At 67.2% G+C, this 23,688-nt stretch carries 22 protein-coding genes; 14 read left to right on the top strand and 8 right to left on the bottom strand.

From position 1 onward, the window contains the following. The first annotated feature begins 24 nt into the window (after nt 1-24). The gene (locus GD1_RS08455) at nt 25-732 is read left to right on the top strand and encodes an ABC transporter ATP-binding protein (RefSeq protein WP_238403646.1); all 708 of its coding nucleotides are present in this window, start codon (nt 25-27) and stop codon (nt 730-732) included. Further along, nucleotides 729-2,321 (top strand): ABC transporter permease, encoded by a 1,593-nt coding sequence (locus GD1_RS08450; RefSeq protein WP_059036695.1) that lies wholly within the window; start codon nt 729-731, stop codon nt 2,319-2,321. Before GD1_RS08455 ends, GD1_RS08450 begins: the two co-directional genes overlap by 4 nt. A 125-nt stretch (nt 2,322-2,446) precedes the next feature. Here GD1_RS08450 and GD1_RS08445 read toward each other — a convergent pair whose 3' ends face one another. Next, nucleotides 2,447-3,256: a class I SAM-dependent methyltransferase gene (locus GD1_RS08445; protein ID WP_059036694.1), complete on the bottom strand. Its 810-nt coding sequence runs from the start codon at nt 3,254-3,256 to the stop codon at nt 2,447-2,449. 440 nt (nt 3,257-3,696) lie between these two features. Between GD1_RS08445 and GD1_RS08440 the strand changes: the two genes are divergently transcribed. Then, nucleotides 3,697-4,194: an HNH endonuclease gene (locus GD1_RS08440; protein ID WP_059036693.1), complete on the top strand. Its 498-nt coding sequence runs from the start codon at nt 3,697-3,699 to the stop codon at nt 4,192-4,194. Between the two features lie 42 nt (nt 4,195-4,236). Further along, nucleotides 4,237-4,500 (top strand): WhiB family transcriptional regulator, encoded by a 264-nt coding sequence (locus tag GD1_RS08435; RefSeq protein WP_059036692.1) that lies wholly within the window; start codon nt 4,237-4,239, stop codon nt 4,498-4,500. 17 nt (nt 4,501-4,517) lie between these two features. On the opposite strand, the gene GD1_RS08430 is transcribed toward GD1_RS08435, so the two are convergent. Continuing rightward, nucleotides 4,518-5,726 (bottom strand): PucR family transcriptional regulator, encoded by a 1,209-nt coding sequence (locus tag GD1_RS08430; RefSeq protein WP_059036691.1) that lies wholly within the window; start codon nt 5,724-5,726, stop codon nt 4,518-4,520. A gap of 130 nt (nt 5,727-5,856) precedes the next feature. Here GD1_RS08430 and GD1_RS08425 point away from each other — a divergent pair, with 130 nt between their 5' ends. Continuing rightward, nucleotides 5,857-7,368: a flavin-containing monooxygenase gene (locus tag GD1_RS08425; protein ID WP_059036690.1), complete on the top strand. Its 1,512-nt coding sequence runs from the start codon at nt 5,857-5,859 to the stop codon at nt 7,366-7,368. Nucleotides 7,369-7,431: 63 nt separating this feature from the next. Here GD1_RS08425 and GD1_RS25745 read toward each other — a convergent pair whose 3' ends face one another. Beyond that, entirely contained in the window at nt 7,432-8,085 is a 654-nt protein-coding gene (locus tag GD1_RS25745; RefSeq protein ID WP_162128780.1) for a DUF3558 family protein, read from the bottom strand. A 473-nt stretch (nt 8,086-8,558) separates the two neighbouring features. Here GD1_RS25745 and GD1_RS08415 point away from each other — a divergent pair, with 473 nt between their 5' ends. Together GD1_RS08415 and nagA are read left to right on the top strand one after the other, a co-directional pair. Further along, nucleotides 8,559-9,476 (top strand): N-acetylglucosamine kinase, encoded by a 918-nt coding sequence (locus tag GD1_RS08415; RefSeq protein WP_059036688.1) that lies wholly within the window; start codon nt 8,559-8,561, stop codon nt 9,474-9,476. A 2-nt stretch (nt 9,477-9,478) separates the two neighbouring features. Continuing rightward, nucleotides 9,479-10,615 carry an N-acetylglucosamine-6-phosphate deacetylase gene (nagA, locus tag GD1_RS08410; protein ID WP_373855274.1) on the top strand — a complete coding sequence of 379 codons (1,137 nt, stop codon included), beginning with the start codon at nt 9,479-9,481 and terminating at the stop codon, nt 10,613-10,615. Nucleotides 10,616-11,054: 439 nt separating this feature from the next. On the opposite strand, the gene GD1_RS08405 is transcribed toward nagA, so the two are convergent. Both GD1_RS08405 and GD1_RS08400 read right to left on the bottom strand, forming a co-directional pair. After that, on the bottom strand, nt 11,055-12,698 hold the full coding sequence (locus GD1_RS08405; RefSeq protein WP_059036686.1) for a DUF6777 domain-containing protein: 1,644 nt from the start codon (nt 12,696-12,698) through the stop codon (nt 11,055-11,057). Nucleotides 12,699-12,914: 216 nt separating this feature from the next. Further along, the gene (locus tag GD1_RS08400) at nt 12,915-13,457 is read right to left on the bottom strand and encodes a DinB family protein (RefSeq protein ID WP_059036685.1); all 543 of its coding nucleotides are present in this window, start codon (nt 13,455-13,457) and stop codon (nt 12,915-12,917) included. Between the two features lie 179 nt (nt 13,458-13,636). Between GD1_RS08400 and GD1_RS08395 the strand changes: the two genes are divergently transcribed. After that, complete coding sequence (locus GD1_RS08395) at nt 13,637-13,984, top strand: hypothetical protein (protein WP_152972698.1); 348 nt, start codon at nt 13,637-13,639, stop codon at nt 13,982-13,984. Nucleotides 13,985-14,057: 73 nt separating this feature from the next. Here GD1_RS08395 and GD1_RS08390 read toward each other — a convergent pair whose 3' ends face one another. Next, complete coding sequence (locus GD1_RS08390) at nt 14,058-15,620, bottom strand: AMP-binding protein (protein WP_059036684.1); 1,563 nt, start codon at nt 15,618-15,620, stop codon at nt 14,058-14,060. Nucleotides 15,621-15,757: 137 nt separating this feature from the next. Here GD1_RS08390 and GD1_RS08385 point away from each other — a divergent pair, with 137 nt between their 5' ends. Further along, on the top strand, nt 15,758-16,570 hold the full coding sequence (locus GD1_RS08385) for a LuxR C-terminal-related transcriptional regulator (RefSeq protein WP_059036683.1): 813 nt from the start codon (nt 15,758-15,760) through the stop codon (nt 16,568-16,570). 43 nt (nt 16,571-16,613) lie between these two features. Here GD1_RS08385 and GD1_RS08380 read toward each other — a convergent pair whose 3' ends face one another. Further along, on the bottom strand, nt 16,614-17,375 hold the full coding sequence (locus tag GD1_RS08380) for a helix-turn-helix transcriptional regulator (protein WP_059036682.1): 762 nt from the start codon (nt 17,373-17,375) through the stop codon (nt 16,614-16,616). Between the two features lie 222 nt (nt 17,376-17,597). Between GD1_RS08380 and GD1_RS08375 the strand changes: the two genes are divergently transcribed. The 5 genes from GD1_RS08375 (at nt 17,598) to GD1_RS25415 (ending at nt 21,797) form a co-directional block, all read left to right on the top strand. Next, nucleotides 17,598-18,764, top strand: coding sequence for an LLM class flavin-dependent oxidoreductase (locus GD1_RS08375; RefSeq protein ID WP_053776955.1), 1,167 nt, complete (start codon nt 17,598-17,600; stop codon nt 18,762-18,764). Between the two features lie 4 nt (nt 18,765-18,768). Then, nucleotides 18,769-19,266 (top strand): flavin reductase family protein, encoded by a 498-nt coding sequence (locus GD1_RS08370; RefSeq protein WP_020790166.1) that lies wholly within the window; start codon nt 18,769-18,771, stop codon nt 19,264-19,266. Further along, nucleotides 19,263-19,553 carry a hypothetical protein gene (locus GD1_RS08365; RefSeq protein WP_020790163.1) on the top strand — a complete coding sequence of 97 codons (291 nt, stop codon included), beginning with the start codon at nt 19,263-19,265 and terminating at the stop codon, nt 19,551-19,553. The genes GD1_RS08370 and GD1_RS08365 overlap by 4 nt, the downstream gene beginning before the upstream one ends. 284 nt (nt 19,554-19,837) lie before the next feature. Continuing rightward, entirely contained in the window at nt 19,838-20,260 is a 423-nt protein-coding gene (locus tag GD1_RS08360; RefSeq protein ID WP_053776956.1) for a pyridoxamine 5'-phosphate oxidase family protein, read from the top strand. Nucleotides 20,261-20,597: 337 nt separating this feature from the next. Continuing rightward, entirely contained in the window at nt 20,598-21,797 is a 1,200-nt protein-coding gene (locus tag GD1_RS25415) for a hypothetical protein (protein WP_059036681.1), read from the top strand. Between the two features lie 35 nt (nt 21,798-21,832). Here the strand turns inward: GD1_RS25415 and GD1_RS08350 are convergent, their stop codons facing one another. Beyond that, on the bottom strand, nt 21,833-23,659 hold the full coding sequence (locus GD1_RS08350; RefSeq protein WP_059036680.1) for a sigma-54-dependent Fis family transcriptional regulator: 1,827 nt from the start codon (nt 23,657-23,659) through the stop codon (nt 21,833-21,835). Nucleotides 23,660-23,688: the final 29 nt, after the last annotated feature.

The raw sequence follows: 23,688 nt of genomic DNA, 5'->3' as shown, positions 1-23,688 counted from the left end.
GAATACGGGCATGGTAAGAGAACGATGCAGGCGCTCGACGACGTCACGATCACGGTTCCGGATGGATCGTTCACAACACTGCTCGGTCCATCCGGGTGCGGCAAGTCCACCCTGCTGCGAATGGCTGCGGGGCTCGAACAGCCCACGGCCGGAACGGTCTCGGTGGGCGGCGAGTCCCCGGCTGCCCTCGCCAGGTCGGGGCGGCTCGGCGTCAGTTTCCAGGACGCGTCGCTGCTGCCCTGGCGCTCGGTGGAACGCAACGTCGCGCTTCCGCTCGAGCGCCGTCGCGACAAGTCGCACACCGCCAAACGTATAGCGGAGTTGCTCGATCTGGTCGGACTCGAGCAGTTCGCCGGAGCGCGGCCCTACGAGCTGTCCGGCGGGATGCAGCAGCGAGTGTCCATTGCTCGGGCCCTGGCCGCAGATCCGGACCTGCTCCTCCTCGACGAGCCCTTCGGCGCGCTGGACGAGTTCACTCGATTGCGTCTCAATCTCGAACTGCAACGTATCTGGGAAGGAAAGCGATTCACCACATTGTTGGTGACCCACTCGATCACGGAGGCGGTGATCCTCTCGACGCAGATCGTGGTCCTGTCGCCACGGCCGGGACGTATCGCAGAGACCATCGACGTCGACCTCCCGTGGCCGCGGACGGCCGAGACCATGGATACGCCGGAATTCAACGGCCATGCAAAGTACTTGCGTGATCTGCTGTTGGGACTGCATCGATGACCGTCGAGATCCCAGTTGCACGTATCCGGATCAGGCCGGTGCCCGCCGTCTCGGCGTCCTCGATCGTGAGTGTGCTGCTGCCAGTGGCGGTCGGCTGCCTTGGCTGGGCCCTCGCCTGCGCGGTGTTCGGCACCGCCACGGTTCCGAGCCCGTCGATGATCGTGACCCAGATCCGTGCCGACGGCGTGGCCTTCTACGCGACGAACCTGCAGTCCACGGCGACGTCGGCCGGCATCGGATACGCGATCGGTGTGGTCGTCGCGATCACCCTGGGGATCGTAGCCGGACGTGTCCGCATGCTCACCCGACCGTTGCTGAACACGGCAATGCTGGCGTACACGGTCCCCGTGGTGGCACTGTCGGTGGTGCTGACCACCATCTTCTCGGGACTCATCCCTCGGATCACCGTTGCTGCCGTGTACGTTCTCTTCACCACCACGTTGGCAACGGTCACCGGACTGGCCGCCGCCAGCCGATCCTCGGTCGAGGTGGCCGCGGTCGCCGGACTTGGCCCCATCAGCACATTTCGAAAGATCTATCTGCCCTCGGCCGTCCCCAACGTGGCCACGGGAATGGCACTCGCGGTCCCCGCGGCAGTACTCGGCGCAGTGATCGCCGAGATGATGGGCGGCACCACAGGCGTCGGAGTCGCGTTGGTGACCTCGCAGCGTGCCGGCCTCACCACGCGCACCTGGGCGATGGCCCTGGCGACTGCGGTCGCCGTCGGCGCGGTCTTCGCGCTCGCCCGATCCGTGTCGGACCGGGTCTCCGGTCGATCACCGAAGATCACCACACCTCTACGTCTTCCGGAGCCGACGATCGGCAGAAAGTGCGTGTCGCTGGGATTGTCGACCGGTGCCATTCTCGCGGTCTGGTACGGGGTCCTCGCCGGCCCCTTTGTCCCGGAGTTCATTCGGCGAACCCCGGCTGACATCATCGAATACTTCCGCACTGCAACGGATTCCACACGGACCACGCTGTGGGAGGAGACTGTGGCCACTCTGATGCACGCGGGACTCGGGTTCGTCATCGGCACCGTTGCCGCACTGGCCGTTGCTGTGCTGTTCACCGTGGTCGGCGGTACCCGATCAGCGCTGCTGCCACTGGCGGTGTTCGGGCAGGCGACGCCGTTCGTGGTGATCCTCCCGCTGGTCATCACCGTTCTGGGACGAGGGTCGGCCACGGCCGCGGTCGCCGCAGCCCTCGTCGGCTTCTTCCCGATGCTGATCACCCTCGACGCGGCGTTGTCCCGGACACCCCGAAGTGCTCTGGATCTGATGCAGGCCAACGGGTTCGGAGATGTGTCGTCGGTCCTGCGAACACGGATACCCTTCGCGGTTCCGGCGCTGATCTCCGCCGCGCGCATCGCGGTCCCGGCATCACTGGCAGGCGCTGTATTGGCCGAGTATCTGGCGTTGGACAACGGGCTCGGACACCTCATGGTGGAAGCCGGCACCGCCTTCGACTATGACCAGCTGTGGGCGGCGGTGGTCGTGCTGACCTGCTGTTCGCTGATCCTCGGCGGTATGTCGAGGGTCGTCGAGCGCATGGTGTGTCACCGGCTGGGACTGTCTGCAGCGGAGTTCTGACCGTCGGCTCGGCGGTGTCCTGGACGGCGGCTTCCCGCGTACCGATTCCGTTCCCGATTGGCGGCGCCGATGATCGGGAACGGAATGGGGAGCTCGAATTCTGCTCCTGTGTGGGTGCGGCCCGCCTACGACGTCAGTGCGAACAGGTTGATCTTGTACCCGGTGACCATCGGCGTCCAACCGATCAGGCGCATGACGTAGCGGTGTTTGGCCGGCCACGTCGCGGCGACAGCGGGTTGGGGTTGGGCGAAGATCCGGGACTGCTGAAGGTGTAATCCACAGTGTTCCAGCGTCGTCGGATCATCACACTCCCACTTCATCCGTGCCGAAACCGCTTTGAAGACCGGATTGCGGTCCTGCGACCGCATCATCAGTCGGCCACCGGTGTCGAGGGCGAGTGGGCTGTCGGGGAAGCGTCGGGCCCATGAGCGCAGCACGTCGAAGACCTCGGACTCCGAGAAGTACAGCAGCACTGCCTCACTGACCAGCATGAGGGGGCCGCCGCGTTCGGTGACCTGCTCGTGCCAGGACGGATCGAACAGCGAGGCGGCGATCATCGTGTAGCGGTCGGAATCGTCGAAAAACCTGCGGCGCAACGTCATCGTGTCATCGACGTCGAGATCGAACCACCGCAACCGGCCGTTGTCGAGACGGTCGAAACGGGTGGAGAGTCCGCAACCGAGGTCGACGACGGTGCCCTCGGGGTGCCGCTGGAGGAACTCGCGGATGTAACCGTCGAAGATCGATGCACGCAGCACGGAACCGCCGAGTGACGGTCCGCGGAACTTGGTGAAGTCGTAGTCGATGGAGTCGACCAGCTCGACCGCTTTGGTGTCCTTGAGGACGCCTCCACCGGACTCGGCAGCGTCGCGGGCGCGGCCGTAGAGGGGGATGAGGAGCGTTTCCTGGATCTCACCGAGTTCGGGTGCGGCCATACCGGCAGAGCCTAACTTAGGTTGACCTAATTCGAAAGGGGGGACGTGGGCCGCCGGGGGTGATGCGGGGAGGCGTCGTTGCCGAGCCCGGCCGGATCGTCGCAGGTCTGGCAGATCTGGTGATGGTCGACTGATCCGCTTCTGCGCGACGAAATCACTGGACAAGCCGACCAGATGCCCATACCGTGGGCACGCCCGCACAACAACGAGCACGGAGAGGAGGTGGCGCACATGATCGTCGAAACGACGCGTCGAGATGGCAACGAATTCGGTTGTCGGCGTGAGCTGTCGACGTATCGACTGTCGCCTGACCATCGTCCCGTCCGCGGAATGTCCCGCGGCCGCGCCACCCGAGAGGTACCGATTCCGATCGGCTGATCTCACCGAGGGTCGATCCTCGACGGGTGGCTGGTTCCCTGCCATCGTCTCGAGGAGTGATCATGACCGTCTTCGTCACCAACGCCGGACTCCAGATCCTGGCGCGCGTCACCTGGCGTCGCGCCGCGATCCTGCTGACCACCGATGTCGCCCGCAACATGGAGGGCACACCGCTTGTGCGGGTGGTGCATTCACCCACGCTGACGCTCCCGATCCATCGGGTCGTCGCGATCAAGCACAACGCGTACCGGCCGTATGCCGGCAAGACGATGGAGTCACACGCGTCCAGCCAGACGATCCTGCGGCGTGACCAGTGGATCTGCGCCTACTGCGAGGGTCCGGCCGACACCGTCGACCACATCGTTCCGCAATCGCGGGGTGGTGCCAGCACATTCGGCAACCAGGTCGCCGCCTGCCGCTCCTGCAACGGGTTCAAGGCCGACCGCACCCCGCGCGAGGCCGGGATGGCGATGCGGCACGCGCCGTTCGTCCACGATCCGTGGGCAGCCGATCAGAAAGAGGTATGGGAACTGTTCGCCCTCGGGGCGCGCACCCCATGAGGTGAGCGGGATCGGCCCGCCGCAGACGGAAGGAGTTGTGGGATGACCGCATTCGACCTCCGTCCGTTGCCTGTCCCGCTCACCGCGCTGCTGCTGCCGACCCTCGACGTCGACTGGACACAGGCCCGCTGTGCGGCGCCCGGTGAGAACCCCGACGACTGGTTCCCGTTCCCCACAGACGATTCCGGCTATGCGGAGAGGGAGTGTGCCTCGTGCCCGATTCATGAGGAATGCCTGATGTGGGGCCGCAGCAACCGGATGACCGGTATCTGGGGCGGCGTGCGGTTGCAGAACGGCCGGGGGTGACGGGCGTGGGGAGCCCGTCACTCCCGCCAGCGCAGGAGTTCGAGGGCCACCGCGACGTCGACCATGTTCTCGGCGAGAGGTCGGGGGAGCAGCTCGTCGGCTCGGGCGAGTCGTCGGATGATGGTGTTGCGGTGCGTGTACAGCAGTTCGGCGGTGCGTGAGGTGTTGCACTGCACCGAGATCCACGTGTGGATGGTGGTGCGCAGATCGTCGTCGGCGGTGGCGAGATCACCGAGGATGTCATCGACGAACTCCTCGGTGGCGGCTGAGTCGCGGATCAGCAGTGAGACCAGGCGGATGTCGTCGTAGGTGACGAGTTGTCGGCGTCGGACGCCGAGCTGCGCGTGCAGTCGTTGGGTCGCGACGGCCTGGAAATGCGCCGAGCGGAACCCGTCGACGCCGTCGCCGGACCGTCCGAGTGACACCCGGACCTCGGGCAGGTCGCCGAGGTCGGGCGTACCCACGTCATGCGTGGGCAGCCAGATCCACCACGATGTCGCGCTGGCCGCGACGGTGAGCCGGGTGGTCACACGGGCCGAGCGGGCCAGGACGTCGCAGGCCGCCTCCAGCATCTCCGTCGCGTCGGGGACCATGCTCCACACCACCGCGGCGACCTGCGGACCGGACAGCCGGTACCCGAGTTGCGCCTCAGCGCGGGCGTGCGGGATGGGCGCCCCCTCGAGGACCAGCGAGACGGCCTGCCGGCGTTCGGCGTGGCTGCCTCGGGTGAGTTCTTCACGTTCGGCGCGCATCCGTTCGGACATGGCGTTGACGGTGTCGTCGATGAACGTCGAGATCGACAGCGACGACACGTCGAGGAGTTCGCGAAGTATCACCGGGTCGTCGGTGAGGTGGAAGGCGATGTCCATCCAGCGGCGCCAGGCCACCGCCTGTGTGGTCCGGAAAGCGTCGAGGGATGCCTCGTCGAGGCCGCGTCGAACCAGGTCACGGGCGCCGGTCAGGATCTCCGCGGTGATGGCGATGGGGACGCGCTCGCCCGGGTGGGCGGCGGTGTAGGTGGCCCAGCGCATCACGTTGGCCATGTTGGTGCGGCGGATGCCGTCGGCGAGCACGGGGTCCTCGGCCACTGCCCGGATGCGGTCGCCGCTGAGGGACGCCTCGTGGATCTCCTTGACCCAGTCGGCGGGCGGATCGAGGATGAGTTCGGCGCCGCGGCGGATCAGGTCGCGCACGGCAGGCGACGTCGTCGGCCAGGGAGTGGTCATATGGGGCAGACTGTAACAGCGAATCGTCTCATTGTGGGCAGAGTGCACATGGTGTGATGGGCGCAACAGTGGCATTCTGGAACCTGACAACGCCGGATGTCATATTCGGCCGAATTCCGAGGAGACATCAGTGACCGAAACCGCCACCACCGTCGATGCACTGGACGTGCTGATCGTCGGCGCCGGGATCTCCGGGATCGGAGCAGCCCACTATCTGACCACCCAGCTGCCGGGGACATCGTTCGCGATCCTGGAGGGCCGCGACCGTATGGGCGGCACCTGGAACCTCTTCAAGTACCCGGGGATCCGGTCTGACTCCGACCTGCACACCTTCGGGTTCGCGTTCAAGCCGTGGACCGACAAGCAGTCGATCGCCGACGCCTCGCGCATCCTGGACTATCTGCAGGAGGCGATCGGCGAGGACGGCATCGGCGACAAGATCCGGTACCAGCACAAGGTGATCTCGGCGAACTGGTCGTCGGCGGAGTGCCGCTGGACCGTTGACGTCGAGCGCGGCGACACCGGCGAGACCACGCAGATCAAGGCGCGCTGGCTGTTCTCCGGTGCCGGCTACTACAACTACGACGAGGGCTACACCCCCGAGTTCGAGGGCCGCGACCGTTTCACCGGGCAGGTCATCCATCCTCAGCACTGGCCCGAGGATCTCGACTACGCCGGCAAGAAGGTGGTGGTGATCGGATCCGGTGCCACCGCGGTCACGTTGCTGCCGGCGATGGCCGAGAAGGCCGACCACGTCACCATGCTGCAGCGCACACCGAGCTACATCCTGCCGCTGCCCAAGCACGATCCGGTGGCCAACATCGGTCGCGCCGTGCTCGGCGACGAGCGCGGCTACGCGCTCGCACGGTGGAAGAACATCCTGCAGCAGCGCGTGCTGTTCGAGGCGTGCCAGCGATTCCCGAAGACCGCTCGTCGGGTCATCCGCGGTGTCAACAAGAAGCTGCTGCCGGAGGGCTTCGACGTCGACACCCACTTCAACCCGCCGTACAACCCGTGGGATCAGCGTCTGTGCGCCGTGCCCGACGGCGACCTGTTCCGCACCATCCGGCAGGGCAAGGCGTCGGTGGTGACGGACCGGATCAAGACCTTCACCGAGAAGGGCATCCTGCTCGAGAGCGGCCAGGAACTCGAAGCCGACATCATCGTCACCGCAACGGGTCTCAACCTCCAGCTGTTCGGCGGGGTGAAACTCAACCTCGACGGTGAGCCGATCGCGATCAACGAGTCGATCGTCTACCGCGGCTTCATGCTCAGCGGTATCCCGAACTTTGCGTTGGCCATCGGGTACACCAACTCGTCGTGGACGCTGAAGGTCGGCCTGCTGTGCGAGCACTTCGTCCGGCTGCTCGCCTACATGGATGCGCGTGGCTACCCGGCGGTGCGGCCGATTGCCGACTCCACCATGGAGACCCGCCCGCTCCTCGACTTTGGCGCCGGCTACGTCCAGCGCTCGATGGATTGGCTTCCGCGGCAGGGTGTTTCCGAGCCGTGGTCGATGTCGATGAGCTACTATAAGGACCGCAAGTCGTTCGCCATGGACGTTGCCGACCCGAACCTCGAGTTCACCAAGCAGCTGCCTGCCGCCGACGTGCAGGAGAAGGCGGACGCCGTCTCCGCATAGGCAAAGAAGTGGTTGCGTTCTGGTCCGGAAGCCGAGCCGAAACGCAACCACTTCTCGGCCATGTCACGGCGGCATCTTGTCGATAGTCGCCCGAGTGAACTCGAGGGCCTTGGCGCAGAGGGTGGGGAGGGGTGGGGTAGGTCTGTTCAGGTCGGAATACGAGCTCGTGATGTTTGCGTTTCCTGATCGAACAAAGGTGGTGCACACGTCAGGGCCTAACGATCCGATCGCGACTGTCCGCCCGCGGAATTGCTGATCTGGGAACCAATAGAATGTAGTAGCTAACCTCTCCTTATACTCGGTTATAGGAGGTGCGTTGCCGACTGATTGCGAAATTGAAGGTGTACGGGAGGGGCCGAAATACCATCGACAACCGCGCGCGGTCTGGAAGTTTGCCACCGCAACATCGCGAACTGTGCTGGGCAGGGCACCGAATGAGCTTACTGTGGTCTCGGCCACGGCCGTGCAGGGCTCGTACTCTGTGCCGTCATTGTTCGTATTCCAGCGATTTGGAAAGGTTGTTTGGAATGGAAGAAAATTCCCTTGGGTGTCGGTCTGTCGGATCGGAGGAGTTGGCGTCGGCTGGGCTAAAGTGGCAGAGATGGATTCCTGTGAAACTGCGGTTCCATATACTTCGCAGCCCGATAGGAGGACTGGAATAAAAGCAGAAACTGCAAATAGGGCCGGACCGGACTTACCCTTGGAGGATCGCACCATTGTTCTTGTCTGCAGTTTCGAGTGTAGTGTCGGCATCTTGACAATCGCTACTCAAACGCATGAGCTCGTTTGACTTATTCGATATTGAGAGTCGCCAGTGGCTGGTGATTTGCATGGCCTTGATGTGCATCTCCCTGCCTTCGACGCACTCGCCGAAGTAATTGTTGATAGCCACGTCGCTAATCAGATCTGCTGCGGCTCGCAACTGGTCCGCCCCCTCGGCCGCAACACTCGCTCGCCACCTCCACTCGGGCGACGTGAACCTCACAACTCCGCCACCGTCCGTACTGCCGTCGAGCGGCGCGGTGCCCCCTGGCCCGAGTGGACCGCCTTCGTGGTCCATGGGCACGGTGTTGCCCGGCAACGACAAGAAATCGGTCACCTTTTCCCCCTGGTGCTCCCCGTAAGTGTGAGCATCGTAACTGCAGATGAGTGTGTTCGGCAGCACAAGGAGGCAACTTGTGGATGGTGGGATGGACGACGTGACTGAATCAGACGCCGGTGGTCCGATCGTTGCCTTTGATATCGGCGGGTCCAAGACGCATGCGATGCGCGCGTCGGCGTCGAGCGTCGTCTCCGAGGTGATCGTGGGGAGCGCGAACATCTCGTCCATGGGCGACGGCGAAGCCGGCAAGCAACTCGACCAGGCCATCGCAGGGATGGGCGGGGCCGGCGGGGTGGACGTGGTGGTGGCGGGCTCGGCGGGGATCGACGCACCGTCGGCCGCCGCGCGATTGGAGCGGTTGCTGGCCGAACGGTTCACCACTGCGCAGATCCGCGTCGTCAACGACACCCAGCTGATCCTCGGCGCCGCCGGCCTCGACGACGGGATCGCGCTGATCTCCGGGACCGGCGCCGTCGCGTGGGGACGTCGCGGCGAGGCAACCGGACGGGCCGGCGGCTGGGGTCACCTCCTCGGCGACGAGGGCAGCGGCTACTGGGTGGCCCGCGAAGCCATCCGGCTCACGCTCGCCGACCACGACGCCGGTCGCCCACAATCCGAGTTGGCCGGTCTGCTGCTGGCCGAATGCGACCTCGGCGCCGTGGTCGACTTCCTCGACGCCTTCTACACCCGGACTCCCCGATACTGGGCGCAACGCGCACACCTGGTGTTCGAGCAGGCAGCAGCCGGTGAACCACGCTGTACCGACATCGTCGACAGGTCCTCCGATGCGCTGGCCGGGCTGGTCATCCGTGTCGCGCAGATCCTCGACATCGACGGCCCCGTGGTGTGTGGCGGAGGCCAAGTCGTCCATCAGGACATGCTGCAGAGCCGCCTTCGGGAACGGCTCGCGGCGGCAGGCATCAGCGACGTGCGAGCGCTCGGGGCCGAACCCGTTCAGGGCGCGGTGCGGCTGGGCCGGGCGATCCTCGGCCGGTCCGGAGCATGACGATGACCCGGCCGGTCACGGTGTCGGCGGCGTGCGTGGTCAGCGGCGGCCAGGTACTACGGCCGGGATGGTTCACGATCGTCGACGGCCACATCGGAGACGTGGGCGCAGGATCACCGCCGACTCCGGCCGACCACGACTACCCGCGGCACACCGTGGTTCCCGGGTTCGTCGACATGCACGTGCACGGAGGCGGCGGGGCCTCGTTCACCGACGGCCCGCACCAGGTGGTCGACTTCCACCGGGCCCGGGGCACGACGACGCTGGTCGCGAGTCTGGTGAGCGCACCGATCCCGACCCTCCTCGACCAGATCCGGGAGCTACGCACCCACGTCGTCGACGGGACCGTGGCGGGTATCCACCTGGAAGGGCCATGGTTGGCCGCCGAACGGTGCGGCGCACATGATCCGGACGTGCTGGTCGCGCCGTCCGCGAACGCGGTGGACGACTTGCTCGCCGCCGGGGGAGGGGCAATCCGAATGGTCACGCTCGCACCCGAACTCGACGGCGCGCTCGCGGCGATCGCCCGCCTGGTGGCAGCCGGGGTGGTGGTGGGGGTAGGGCGCACCGATGCCACCTACGAGCAGACCGCCGCGGCGATCGAGGCAGGCGCGACGGTGGCCACGCACCTGTTCAATGCGATGCCGTCACTCCACCACCGCGAACCCGGGCCGGTGTTGGCATTGCTCGACGACGCCCGGGTGACGGTGGAACTCATCGCCGACGGTGTGCATGTGCGGCCCGAGATGGTGGCGCATGTGGTGCGCGTCGTCGGAGCGGAACGGGTTGCGCTCGTCACTGATGCGATGTCGGCGGCAGGGATGGCCGACGGTGACTATCGTCTGGGGCCGGTGGATGTCGAGGTGTCGGGCGGGGTGGCACGAGTTCAGGGCTCCGACGTGATTGCCGGGAGTACTGCGACGCCGGCCGGTGTATTTCGACGTGCGGCAGGTGGATTCGGATGTGGTGGCGGGGCGACCGATACGTCGTTGGTCGCTGCGGTGGAGATGTGTGCGCGAACACCGGCGCGCGCGTTGGGCATCAATGGGGTCGGAGATCTTCTGCCTGGATATCGGGCGGATTGTGTTGTGCTGGATGAGGATTTGATGGTTCGGCGGGTGGTACGCGGCGGAGTGTGAACCTTCGTCCTGCTCGACCATCGGTGTGGGGTTGTTGCGGATGGTGTTGTGGTGGAGGAGGTTTCGACTCGGGTCCTCGCCCTTCGGGCTCGGTCCCGGCTCAACCATCGTTCGTGGTGCGGAGGTCTTGGCCGCGAGTCGGATCAGTGAGTGGTGTTGTGGTGGAGGAGGTTTCGACTCGGGTCCTCGCCCTTCGGGCTCGGTCCCGGCTCAACCATCGTGGATCGGGTATCGCTTTGCGAGGACGTGTGCTCGACCATCGTTGGTGGCGTGTGGCTTTAGGAGGATGCCTACTCAGCCATCGTTGGTCGGTATCGCTTTGTGGGGATGCGTGCTCGACCAGGGGTGACATGGCGAATGCCGGCCGGGTTGTGCCCGTCAGATGACGAGGCGGGTGCCCACGTGTGTGGGCACCCGCCTTGTCTCACCTACCGGAAGATCAGGATGCCGGCGTCGTGGTGGTGGTCGTATCGAGGGTCGTTTCCTCCGTGGTGGTCTCGGTGGTCGTCTCCTCGGTGGTGGTCTCCGTCGTCGTGGTGGTCTCCGGAGTGGTGGTCTCCACCGTCGTCTCGGTGGTGGTGGTCGACGTGGTGGTCGTGGCCAGTGTCTGCCAGGTGGCGGAGGTGACCTCGACCGTCGTCGAACTGCTGCCCTCGGTGAGCGTCAACTTCCACACACCGTCGGAACCGGTGTAGGAGCTGACCGAGGATTGCGACAGCGAACTCTGCGACACCGAACGGGATGCACTGTCGCTACAGGTCAGCGACACCGATCCGGTGCTCTCCTCCGACGGTGCACGGCAGGTCACCGAACGGGAGCCGCTGGTGAAGCTGAAGCTACCGATCGAATCACCGCTGCCGGAGAACACCGTCGGCGACGCCTGCGCCGACGAGGAACTGCTCGCGGACGTGCTGCTGTCGGACGGGCTCGAGGCATCCGAGCTGACCGGATTGCTGCCCTCGACAGGAGCACCGGCAGAGGCGGACGGGTCGGAAGAGTCGGACGAGTTCTCACTCTCGGCGAGGGGCACGTTGTTGCGGGCCTCGGCCTCCTGCTCCACCTGCGGGGCCACCTCGGGCGAACCGGCCCGGGCCAGACCATTGGTCTGCGCCTCGGAGTCGTCATCGACCTGCAGGGGCACGTTGAGTGCGGCCGGGGTCGGCAGCGCCTCGGTGAGCGGCGCCTGACCGGACAGGTCGAGCAGCCCGCCGACGGTCCGCTCGAACAGCTGGCGGGTGTCGAGGTTGACCAGGGTCAGCGAGGTCTGGTTGGCCGGTGCCTGCGCCGGTGCCTGGTTGATGACGGTGGTCGTGTTGTTCACGACGGTCACGTTCTGTGTGTTGTAGGCGACCCGGGTGATGTAGTTGACCTGGTAGCCGGGCCACGGCTGCCCACGGGTGCGGAACCCGCCGACCGGTGCAGCCGATGGCGGCGCCAACGGATTGCCGCACGCGCACCGCACGCGCGGGACACCCGCGCCGTCGACGAGGACCGCGGTCCCCGCCTGCAACACGTCCTGGTACGCGTGGGCCGAACCGCCCTGATACGAGTAGTTGGTGACCCATGTGTCGGCGGTCAGCACCACCGGGGTGAGGGTGTCCAGGTAGTACGGGATGGCGCCGGTGCTGATCCCGAACACACTGGCCCACGCCCGCGCCTGCGACGGATTGTTGGCCAGGTAGTTGCCGAGCGCCGCGGTGTCGCAGGTGTTGGAACCGCCGGCGTAGAGGCCGGGGGTGGTGCCGCTGACCACCCGGGTGCCCTGATCGGGGGCGCCGGTCTGCGAACTCAACCGCAGGCCGTTGTCCAGCGGCTTGTTCGACAACGACGCATTGGGGGTGAACGGGTTCTCGCCCGCCGATTCGGCCGAGGTGAGCGAGAGGAACGGCAGATCGAAGCCGTCCTTCTTGGTCTTCAGCACGATCACCACCACCGATGCGAACACCAGCGCCAGCACCGCGACGATCGCGGCGAGGATCAGCGTGAGGTTCCGCCGGTTGCGGGGCTGGTGCTCCGGGGGCAGCGCGCCGAACGGCACGGACGGCGGCGGGTAGGACGGCGGCCCGGGTGGGTTATAGGACATGGGGATCTCGGCTCCTGCGGCTGATCGGCGGGTCTTCCCGAGCCCCAAGTATCGGGAGCGTCGTCATGCGCGATCAAGCACGGGCCACGAATTCAGCCGTCCAACAGAGAAATCCACCCGAACGGACGACACCGGGGTAACGAACACCGCGACCACCACGATCTACCATGGCAAACTCTCGCCACGCGTCCCGGAGCGTCAGCCGACAACCGGAAACTATCCGGCGCGCAGGGCCGACATCGTCGTCTGCCCGTCGAGCGCCTCCCGGATGATATCGGCATGTCCACTGTGGTGGGCGATCTCGCGCAGCAGGTGCAGCGCCATCTTCCGTACCGACCACCACTCGCGCTCGGGCTGCCAGGGCGCGGTCGCCTGGGGGATCAACTCGTCGAGGCTGCCCACCTCGAGGATCACCTTGTCGAACTCCTCGGACGACTTCTCGAAGGCGGTGACCCAGTCGGCCAGGGTCTCGCCGTCGAGCAACTCGTAGGCACCACCCATCCGAGAGGGGTCGAAGACCGCGTTCTCGTCGCGCTCGACGATGATCGTCGCATTGTCCGCCTGCACCTGGGCCACATGCTTGACCAGGCCACCCAGAGTGAGCTCACTGACCGTGCTGCGCCGCCGCGCCTGCTCGTCATCGAGGCCGCGGACGGTGATCAGGAACATCGCCCGCTGGTCGGTGAGCAGCGTCAGCAGGTCGGCCTTCTCGCCGGTGACATCGGTCGGGAGGGTGACGTGGGTGTAGGTGCCGGCCATGGGGATTCCCTTTCCTCTGTGACTGTGCACCCAGACTAAGGATCGATGAGGACAGATTCGGTCCGCAATCGTCCGTCGAACACCGGCGACTCGGGTTCGAGACAATAAATGAAAAAGTTGCTACCGTGCATATGCCGCTCGGTATGGGCCGACGGCAACACTCACCCAGGGGGAATCTGATGAACATTCGACGCATGGTGATGATCGGCGCAGCCACGCTGGGTCTGGGCGTCGCCGGACTCGTCGCGGCGCCGGCCGCGCAGGCGTTCACCGTGGCACCGGCACCGGGTGGGGGATCGGTGACCCTCGATCGCGGCGAGGCCGCAGCCGTCGGTAATGCGAATGTCGCCGGCCTCGTCGACGGTGTGCTGCCGGGATACCGCGCCGACGACGGCGAATCGATCGGTCGTGGCCTCGATCGCTACGCCGACTGGGCCGCGCGCACCCCGAACAGTGCGGTGCGGGTGACCGTCACCGGTGTGCCCGCCGACCCGAGTGTCGGCCTGACCGCACTGCGCGGTCGCTGACCCGGGCAGTCGGCGCCGGTCGACGCAGTCGGTCGGCCGGCGCCGGCGCCGTTTCGGTGGTGACGCCCCGGGACTACTGCCGGCGCAGGATGAATCGCTGGATCTTGCCGCTCGGGGTCTTCGGCAGGGCATCGACGAAGTGCACCGTGCGCGGGTAGGCGTGCGCGGCGAATCCGGTCTTGACCAGCTGCTGCAGCTCGGCTTCGAGGGCGTCGTCCCCGACCACCCCGTCGGCGACCACCACGAAGGCCTCCAGGACCTCTCCGCGCAGGTCGTCGGGCCGGCCGACGACGGCCACGTCGACCACCGACGGGTGCGTGATCAGCACGCTCTCCACGTCGAACGGTCCGATCCGGTAGCCGGCCATGATGATCACGTCGTCGTCGCGGGCGGAGAAGTAGAAGTTGCCGTCGTCGTCGACGCGGCCGGTGTCGCCGGTGAGGTACCAGCGCCGGTCCTCGGTGAACCGGGCCGCGGTCTTCTCCGGCGCATCGAGATATCCGGCGAACCACATCAGCGGGCTGGCGGGGACGTCGATCGCGATCTGGCCGTCGACGATCCCGGCCGCGAAGCCCGGCATCGGCTGCCCCATCGAACTGGGGATCAGCGGGCGGCGCACCTCGTCGGCCCAGTGGTTGTTGATGAACATGCCGTGCTCGGTCTGGCCGTAGTGGTCGCGCACCTCGGTTCCCAATGCCTGCTTGGCCCAGTCGATCACGTCCGGGGTCAGCGGCTCGCCGGCCGACGACGCACGCCGCAGACCGAATCCGTCGACGGCGCTGCTCTTGCTCAGCGACCGGTACACGGTGGGGGCGGCGGCGAAGTTGGTGACGCCCAGCTCGGTGAGCACCTTGGCGGTGGTCTCCGGTGTGAAACCGGCCTGCAGCAGGACATTCGGGCGACCGATCGCCAGCGGCCCGAGGATGCCGTAGTACAGCCCGTACGCCCACCCCGGATCGGCGGCGTTCCAGAACACGTCGTCGGCGGAGACGTCGAGGCCGTAACGCATGTAGGTGACGAACGACGCCAGCGCCTTCACCGGCACCGGCACACCCTTCGGCGCGCCGGTGGTGCCGCTGGTGAACAGCAGGATCAGTGCGCCGTCGCCGCCGACGGCCACCGACCGGTCGATCGGGTCACTTTGTGCGACAAGCGAATCGAACTGCTCACCGGCGACGACGGTGGTGAGGCCGTCGATCGGCTCGAGCTTGGCGGCCTGACTGGGTTCGGTCACCACGACGGTGGCGTCACCGCCGCGCAACCGCATCTCGATGGCCGGGGTGGCGAACGCGGTGAACAGCGGGATGTACACCGCGCCGAGGCGTGCCAGCGCCAGCAGGGTGACCACCAGTTCGGTGCGCTTGCCCATCAGCACACCCACCCGCGAGCCGCGCTCCACACCGAGACCGGCGAGTGCGGTGGCCAGCCGCCGCGACTGGGCGGCGAGCTCCCCGTAGGTGACATTCGTGGTGGTCAGCTCGTCGCCGTCGACACCCACCGTCACGAAGGCGACGCTGTCGGGGTCATGACGGTCGACGAGCAGTGTGGCCGCATCGGCCTCCGGGCTGCCGAAGATCTCGAGCCACGCCTGGACGTCGGCGTCGGCGCCGTGCTGGGCGGGAGCGGTCTGTGTCATGGTCGCACCTATGTCTCACGAGTAAGCTGAATCACATTCGACGACCATTCTGGACCCGTCATGTGACCTGTGGCACCCCCCAAAGAGGGGGAAGCGGGCGAACCGGGAGAATGGCGGGGAACAGGAAGGAGCCGGCGATGACCGAATCCCTGGCCGCGCCGGTCACCGACGCCCTGCTCCGCGTGCAACGCTCCAGCGGTGTCTCGCTCGCCTTTGCCGGGATGGTGCAGAACGGCCGCGGCGTGCGGCTCAGCCGGTTCGTCGGACCGACGGTCGGGGCGCTCGACGGGGTCGCGGTGGAACTCGGCCACGGACTCGGCGGCAAGGTGGTCACGCTCAACCGGCCGATGGTGGTCGACGACTACCTGCGCACCCCGCGGATCACCCACCGGTACAACTCGGTGATCGCCGCCGAGGGACTCCGGGCGATGGCCGCGACACCCGTCGTCGTCGACCGCGCACCGATCGCGGTGCTGTATCTGGCCGTGCACACCGACGACCCGATCGGTGACCGTGCCCTCGACGCCCTCGCCGTCGAATCCCGGGCGCTCGAGCAGCGGATCGTCGCGTCGCGGGCGAGTGTCGCCGCGGCCGGTGCGGACGCCGACGCCGATTCCCTGCGTATCCGCCTGACCGAGGCCTATGCGCAGCTGCGCGACCTCGCCCGGTCGGTCGACGACGAGGCGCTGGCCACCCAGATCACCCAGATCACCCGGACACTGCTCGACGACGAGGCCCAGGCCACCGCCGTCGCCGTGGAACTGACCCGCCGCGAACAGGATGTACTGGCCTTGGCCGCGCTCGGCTACACCAATGCGCGGATCGCGGAGAACCTCGGGATCGGGGTGCACACCGCGAAGGGCTACATGAAGGACGTGCTGCGCAAACTCGGCGCGGCCGGTCGGCTCGAGGCGGTCGTGATCGCGCGGCGCGCCGGGCTGCTGCCCTGACGTCTGCGCTGCTCCGGGCGGTTTCTGGGGTCGGGCGGACCGACTACTGTGCGAGGCGTTCGGTGTAGACGAGTTTCGCCAGCTCCACCCGATTGCGGACGCGGGTGATGGTGAAGATGCGACTCACATACTTCTTCACCGAGTCCACCTCGATGCGCAGCGCGGCCGCGATCTCCTCGTTGGTCAGGCCGTCGGCGAGCAGTTCGGCCAGTTCCTGCTGACGTGGAGACAGCCGTTCACGCCACGACAGGACGGGACCGCCGGGGAGGGTCTTGGCGAACGTCGAGAGCTGCCCGGCGAGCAGCCCCAGCGCGCGGACCTGCTGCGGCGGGACCTCACGGCCGGCCGAGTCGAAGATCCCGATCAGCGCATGCGCGTCGTCGGCCAGACCCAGATGCATCACCGCGGCGCTGTGCAGTTGGCGCCGGTAGAGGAACCGATCCATGTACTCGACGGCGGTGGACGGCAGGCTGCGCAGCTGCGTGTGCGTGATGGCACGTGCGGTGCTCAGTGCGGCAAACGACTCCGGTGCCGAGAACATGTCGGTGCGGTACCAGCCGGAGTGGTACTCGTCGAGGATCGGGGTGATCCGGCCGGTCACCACCGGGTCGGGGTCGGCGAAGGCGTTCCGGAAGGTGTGCCCGGCCAGGAACGTGGTGTTGGGGAAGCCGTAGTGGGTGTGCAGCGCATCCATCAGCAGATGCTTGAACCGCGTGAGGTCGCGGGCCTGCGCACAGTGATCGAGAACGGCGAAGACGCGCTCGTACTCGACGCCGGGCAGCGGTTCGGCGGTCGCCGGTGTCATCGGCCGCCTCCCTCCTGTCGTCACAGCTGGTAGGGACTGTGATCTGGATCATGGTGTGTACTCCATAGAACTCACCCGGCCCCGCGCGCGCAAGGTTGGCCGACGTTGCATCGGCCGGCAGTCCGCCAAAACTGTCCACTTTGGTGCACTGTGGCACCGGTCACACCGGATCTAGTGTCGATGACATTCCACCGATCACCCGATGACCAGGAGAAATGCACGATGAGCAGGCTTCGCTTCGGCTACTTCATGGCCCCCTTCCACGTTCCCGGCCGCAACCCCACCGCCGCCCTCGAGCGGGACCTCGAGATGGCCGAACTCCTGGATCGCCTCGGCTACGACGAGGTCTGGTACGGCGAGCACCACTCCGCGGGCAGCGAGATCATCGCCTCGCCGGAGATCATGATCGCCGCCGCCGCCCAGCGTGCCCCGCGGATTCACTTCGGCACCGGCGTCACCTCGCTCTCGTACCACAACCCGCTGTGGGCGGCCGACCGCATCATGCAGCTCGACCACCTCACCCGCGGCCGCACCATCTTCGGTATCGGTCCCGGATCACTGCCCACCGACTCGGCGATGATCGGCCTCGACCCCACCGAGACCCGCGAACTGCTCAGCGACAACCTCGACATCGTCGTCAGGCTGCTGCGCGGGGAGACCGTCAGCGCCAAGACCCGCACGCACGAACTGTTCGACGCCAAGCTGCAACTCGCGCCGTACTCACCGGGCGGGGTGCCGATCGCGCTCGCCGCGGTCGCCTCACCGACCGGTCCGCGTCTGGCCGGCAAGTACGGTCTGGGTCTGATCTCGCTGGGCGCGACGCTGTCGGCGGACGGCTTCGACGCGCTGGCCCTGCACTGGAACGTGATGGAGGAGCGGGCTGCGGCCAACGACACCACCGTCGACCGGTCGCAGTGGCGTCTGGCCGGACCGTTCCACCTCGCCGAGACCGAGGAGCAGGCCCGCAAGCAGGTCGCCTACGGCATCGAGGAGTGGTTCGACTACTTCCAGCACGTCGCGGCGTTCCCGCAGATGGCGGTGTCGGGCAGTCGCCTCGACGAGATGATCGACTTCATCAACACCTCCGGTGTCGGCGTGATCGGCACTCCCGAACAGGCCCGCGCACAGGTGCAGCGCCTGTGGGATCAGTCCGGTGGCTTCGGCTGCATGCTGCAGATGGGCCACGACTGGGCCAACCCCGAGGACACCAAGCGCTCCGCGCAGCTGTTCGCCGACGAGGTCTTCCCGCACTTCCAGGAGCAGGCACAGCCGACCCTGGATGCGGCGGCCGCGGCCCGTGCGGTGCGCGAAGGACATGCCAAGAAGCAGCTGGAGGCCGTCGACCACATGACGCGCAAGTACCAGCAGGAAGTCTCTGCAAAGGCCTGAAACGATGAGTTCTCCTCTCGCACAATCGGATACCCTCGCCACCGCATTCCGTGAGGCGATGTCCAACGTGTGTGCCCCGGTCGCCGTCATCACCACCTTCGACGGCGACCGGCCGCACGGCACCACCGTCAGCGCATTCATGTCGCTGTCGGTGGGGCCGCCGATGGTGGCGGTCGCGTTGGACCACGGCTCGGATGTGCTGCGCCTGATCCGCGATCACGGCAGGTTCGGGGTCAACGTGCTGGGTTCGGCACAGTCGGAACTGGCCCTGAACTTCGCCCGCAAAGGCGACGACAAGTTCGCCGCGGTACCGTGGCGCGCCCGCGCCGGACTGCCGTCCCTCGACGGCACCACCGGCTGGGTGGCCTGTGTCGCAGCAGATTTCGTGTCCGGCGGTGATCACACCGTGGTCTTCGGCGAGGTCGCCGACGTCGCCCACGACACCGTCGAACCGCTCACCTATCACCGTCGGACCTTCGGAACGAATCGAGCACACCCATGATCGTCGTCATCGAATCGGGGACGGCCCGCGTCTCCGAACCCCACGACTACACCCGGATCGGCCTCGCCGACAACATCGCCCCGACCGATGCTGCTGCGGCACTGGCCCATTCCGGCCTCGGTGGCGTCGACGGCGATCAGGTGCGACTGCACATCCCGTCCCTCGCCCGTGCCCTGCGGTCGGCGAACGCGTACTCCGAGCGGTGGTTCGGGTCGCTGATCGGTTGCGCAGCGGTATGGGGCTGGTTGCGCTCCGGCGACGACCTGGTGCGTGCTGCCACCGATTGAGGCGAGAACCCCGCGCGTGCTGGGCGGCCAGACCGCCGTGCGGTGTGCGTCGGGTCCGGCCATCGGGTGACAGTCGGCCGGCGGCAGGTGTGATCGGAACTGCCGGGCATCGGCGTCGGACACCGTCATACTTGTCCAGATGCACCCCAGGGAGCCCCGATGACGCCTGTTCTCGATTCGACTCGGTCGAGCGCGTTCCCCGGAACCGCCGTGTGGCCGATCCGGACCGCTGCCGACAGGGTCACACCGTCACCGCGCGCGGCAGATGCCCCCGGCGAGGGGCGATGAAGCTCTCGCAGACACAGGCGAGGCAGCGGCTCGACGCTCATGACCATGCGGTGCTGGCGACGGTACATCCGCGGCGCGGGGTGGATGCGGTCCCGGTGGTCTATGCCGTGGACGGCGAGTACCTGGGGATCCCGGTCGACCGGGTCAAACCCAAATCGTCGACCCGACTCCAGCGGGAGCGCAACCTGGAGGCCGATCCCCGGGCGACCCTGCTCGTCGAGCAGTGGGACGCCCACGACTGGTCCCGGTTGTGGTGGGTGCGGGCCGAACTGCGTTGGGCCGGACCCGACCACTCTCGCGCCGATGCCCTCGGCGCCGCACTGGCCCGCCGATATCCCCAATACGCCGACCAGCCGTTCGCCGCGGTCCTGGTCTTTCACGTCGAGGCGGTGACCGGCTGGAGCGGCAGCGGCCCCTGAACGCGCCCACAGTGGATCGCTCCGTGGAAAGCGTTGGGGGCAGACGGTGTCGGCGGGTCGGCTGCTGGGTGCTCCGCGCATGTCGTCGATGGCACCGGGACCCTACTGCCGGCGCGGATCTGGGCCAGGTTCGACGTCGAACACCGGGCGGACGTGCCATCACAGGAGTCTGCGACCACCTCGCCCGACGGTTCCTCGCCACGACTGCCGCCATCCGGCACGCGACCGCACCGCAGGCCAGAGCACACGCTCATCGACCTTCTGAGACCACTGGCCCAGGCATCGGTCATTTAGGCTGGGAGCCACACAACAGGCGGCGCGGGAGGATGCGGAGGGTATGGGCAAGAAGGACGGCGGCAAGAAGTCAGCGGTGAAAGCGGCCGGCCCGAAAGGCGCGGGGTCGAAAGAGACCGGGATGAAGGACATCGGCGCCACCCCGGCCGGGGCCACCGAGATCGGGCCGAAGAAGGCCGCCGAAAAGAAGGGCGGCGCCAAATCCGGCGGCGGGAAGCGCGATGCCGTCAAGGATGCGCGCACGGCCACTGTCGAGGCCGTCCCGAGGACCGTGGCGAAGAAGGACGCAGGCCCCAAGGCGGCGCCGGCCGTGACGGCCGATGTCACACTCGGAAAGAAGGATGCCGCGGTCAAGCGGCTCGAGTCCGAGATCGGACGCCTCGCCGACGAGCTCGCCCAGGTCGAGCGGGCTGCGCGCAAACGGGTCAAGAAGGCCGAGAACGACGTCGCCGCATTGCGGAACGAAGTGCGCAAGCTGCTCGGCCGGATCCCCGGGGTGGGAGACAGGCTCGACGAGCCGTCCGCCGACGAACGCCCTGCCGACGAGTTGTCGGTGGCCGGCGATGCGCCCGCGGAGAACACCGTTCCGGTGCCTCTCACGGGTTCGGAGAAACCCGAGACCCGTACGCCTGAGATCGAGAAGGCGGATTCGCAGAAGTCGGGGGCCGAGACGGCGAGAACCACGCCCGCTGTGGATGCCGTTCCCGAGCCGACCATTGCTGAGGCGGTCATGGTCGAGTCGGCCGTGATCGAATCGACGGGGCCGGGGACGACCGGGCCCGAATTGCCCGTGAAGCCTGCCAAGCCCGCGAAACCCGTTGCCGTATTCGATCCCGTGGAGATTCCCACCGAGACCACTCCGGAGGAATCGCCGGCGCGCAAGGCCACCGCGTCGTGGCCCACGAGCGCGCCGCCTGCGACTGTCCCCACGAAGAACTCCGCACCGATGAAGAGCCCTGTGCCGGTGGAGAAGTCGGCGTCGGTGGAGAAGTCCGGGCCGGCAAAGAAGCCCGGGCCGGTGGAGAAGTCGGCGCCGGTGAAGAAGAGCGCACCGGCAAAGAAGTCCGCCCCGGTGGACAAGAGCACCCCGGCGGCGTCGAAAACCGCTCCGGCACACAGGGTCGCACCCGCGCCGGCGCGTGGCGGACCGACGGTCGCGCAGCTGCGCGCCGAGGCAAAGGGCAAGGGCATCAGGGGCTATTCGTCGATGACCAAGGCGCAACTGCTCGCCGCCCTGGCCTGAGCGCCGCCTGAACCCGCGGGTGGACCGATCTGGTGTCAGACTCCGGAGATGCTGTAGCTGTGCATCTTTCGGTACAGCGAACTGCGTGACAAACCCAGCGCCGCTGCCGCGCGGACACGGTTGCCGTCGTATTCGGTGAGTGCGGCGACGATCGCGTCGCGCTCGGCGGACTCCAGCGTGGTGAGCGTGCGGGTGGTGTTGGACCGGCAGAAACCCGGAAGGTCCTCGGGCTGGATCTCGCCGACGGGGCGCCGGCGTAACGCCTCGCTCAACGCCTGCCGCAACTGAGTGATGTTGCCGGGCCAGCCGTAGCTCGCGATCACCCGCATCGCCTTGGGGCTCAGGCGCGTGATTCTCTGTGGTGAAACATCTTTCACGATCTGCGCGACGATCGACTCCAGATCCGCGCTGCGCAGACGCAACGGTGGCACCGTCACCGAGCGGTCGAGCCGATCGAGCAGGACGGCTGCTGGAGAGTCGGCCGCGGTGTCACCCGATCCCATTGTCACCGCCACCCGGTATCCGGCGGTGAGGGCGTCGTCGACCATGCCGCACAGGGTGGCCGCGGTGTCGGTTCCGACCTGATCCGGTCGCCGGACCACCAGCAGCGCCGGACCGTCGACGGTGGGGTCCGGCGACACCACCTGCTCACCGCGCCCCAATCGTGGGGCGTCGACGACGACCACCGGCGTGTCGCCGTGGACCTCACGGAACGCCTCGGCGATCAGCGACAGCCGGCCAGATCCCGGTTCACCGAGGGCGAGCAGTCCGTCACCGGATTCGAAGGCCTCGACGGCCTCGGCTCGGGCGGTTCGCCACGCCGGGCTGCGTGTCGTGGCCGCCGACCGGGTGTCGCGCTCTCGCTTAGACTCGGGTGCTGAGATGTCCGGAATCGACAGTGGTGCAGTCGAACCCGGGATCACGATCTCGTCCTCGTCGAGCAGGAGCACCATCCCCACGGTATCGCCGTTACAGGTGATCCCGGTGGAACGCAGCCGGATTCGGCGTCCGTCATCGAGCGTCAGATGGCGTGCGGCACGCTCGGAACGGGTCATCAGGAACTGCGCGAACTCGGCAACGGTGTTCTGCTGGTCAGGCGAGAGAAGCTCGCGTGCAGCCTCGTTGACCATCGTGGTGTCGGCGCCGCGCATACCGTGCGTCCCACTGCCGACCGCCATCACCGGCTGGTGGGGCCGGGCGTCGGCGCGCAGATAGGTCTCGAACAGTGCTCGGGTGGCCTGGCTGCGGTCGAGCAGGAGATTGCGCCCGATCTCCCCGGCGGCCGAGCGGATCAGGGCATCCATCAACGGATTCCACGTGTCGGCGAGCATGCTCGCGTCCAAGACGCCCACGACACGTCCGCTCACCGGATCGAAGACCGGGGCACCCGTGCAGGCGAACTGGATGAGCTTCTGGTTGAAGTGTTCACAGCCGATCACCCGGACCGGGGCGCCGACCTCGAAGACCGTGCCGACCCCGTTGGTGCCCACACCGCTCTCCACGAAGCAGAACCCGCGCTGGAAGTCGACACGGTCGAGGACCCGTCCCACTGCGGCCGAACAGTCCCGGCGGTCGACGATCCGGGCCTTGGCGTCGGTGAGGGCGATCGTCACCGGGACATCGCTCATGTCCTCGGTGAGCCGCTCGATCACCGGTTGCGCACAGCGCGCCAGGCGGGAGTCGAAGTCGATGTCGTCGTGGTAGTCGACGTGGTAGCGGTCGGCGTTGACCCCGGCATCGTGGCTGCGTTCCCACGATGCGGCCACCACATCGTCGACCCCGGCGGCACCGGCCGGGCCGTACTCCAGGAAGTCCGCGCGGGCTGCGGCGATGCGGAGCTGGCGCTCGCGCAGGTCGGTCATCGTCGCGGGCCTCCTTTCTCGGGCGCCGG

It is taken from the genome of Gordonia desulfuricans NBRC 100010 (assembly GCF_001485495.1).
Classification (GTDB): Bacteria; Actinomycetota; Actinomycetes; order Mycobacteriales; family Mycobacteriaceae; genus Gordonia; species Gordonia desulfuricans.
The sequence above is the reverse complement of the archived record's forward strand: the minus strand, read 5'-3'. Positions and strand labels throughout refer to the sequence as shown.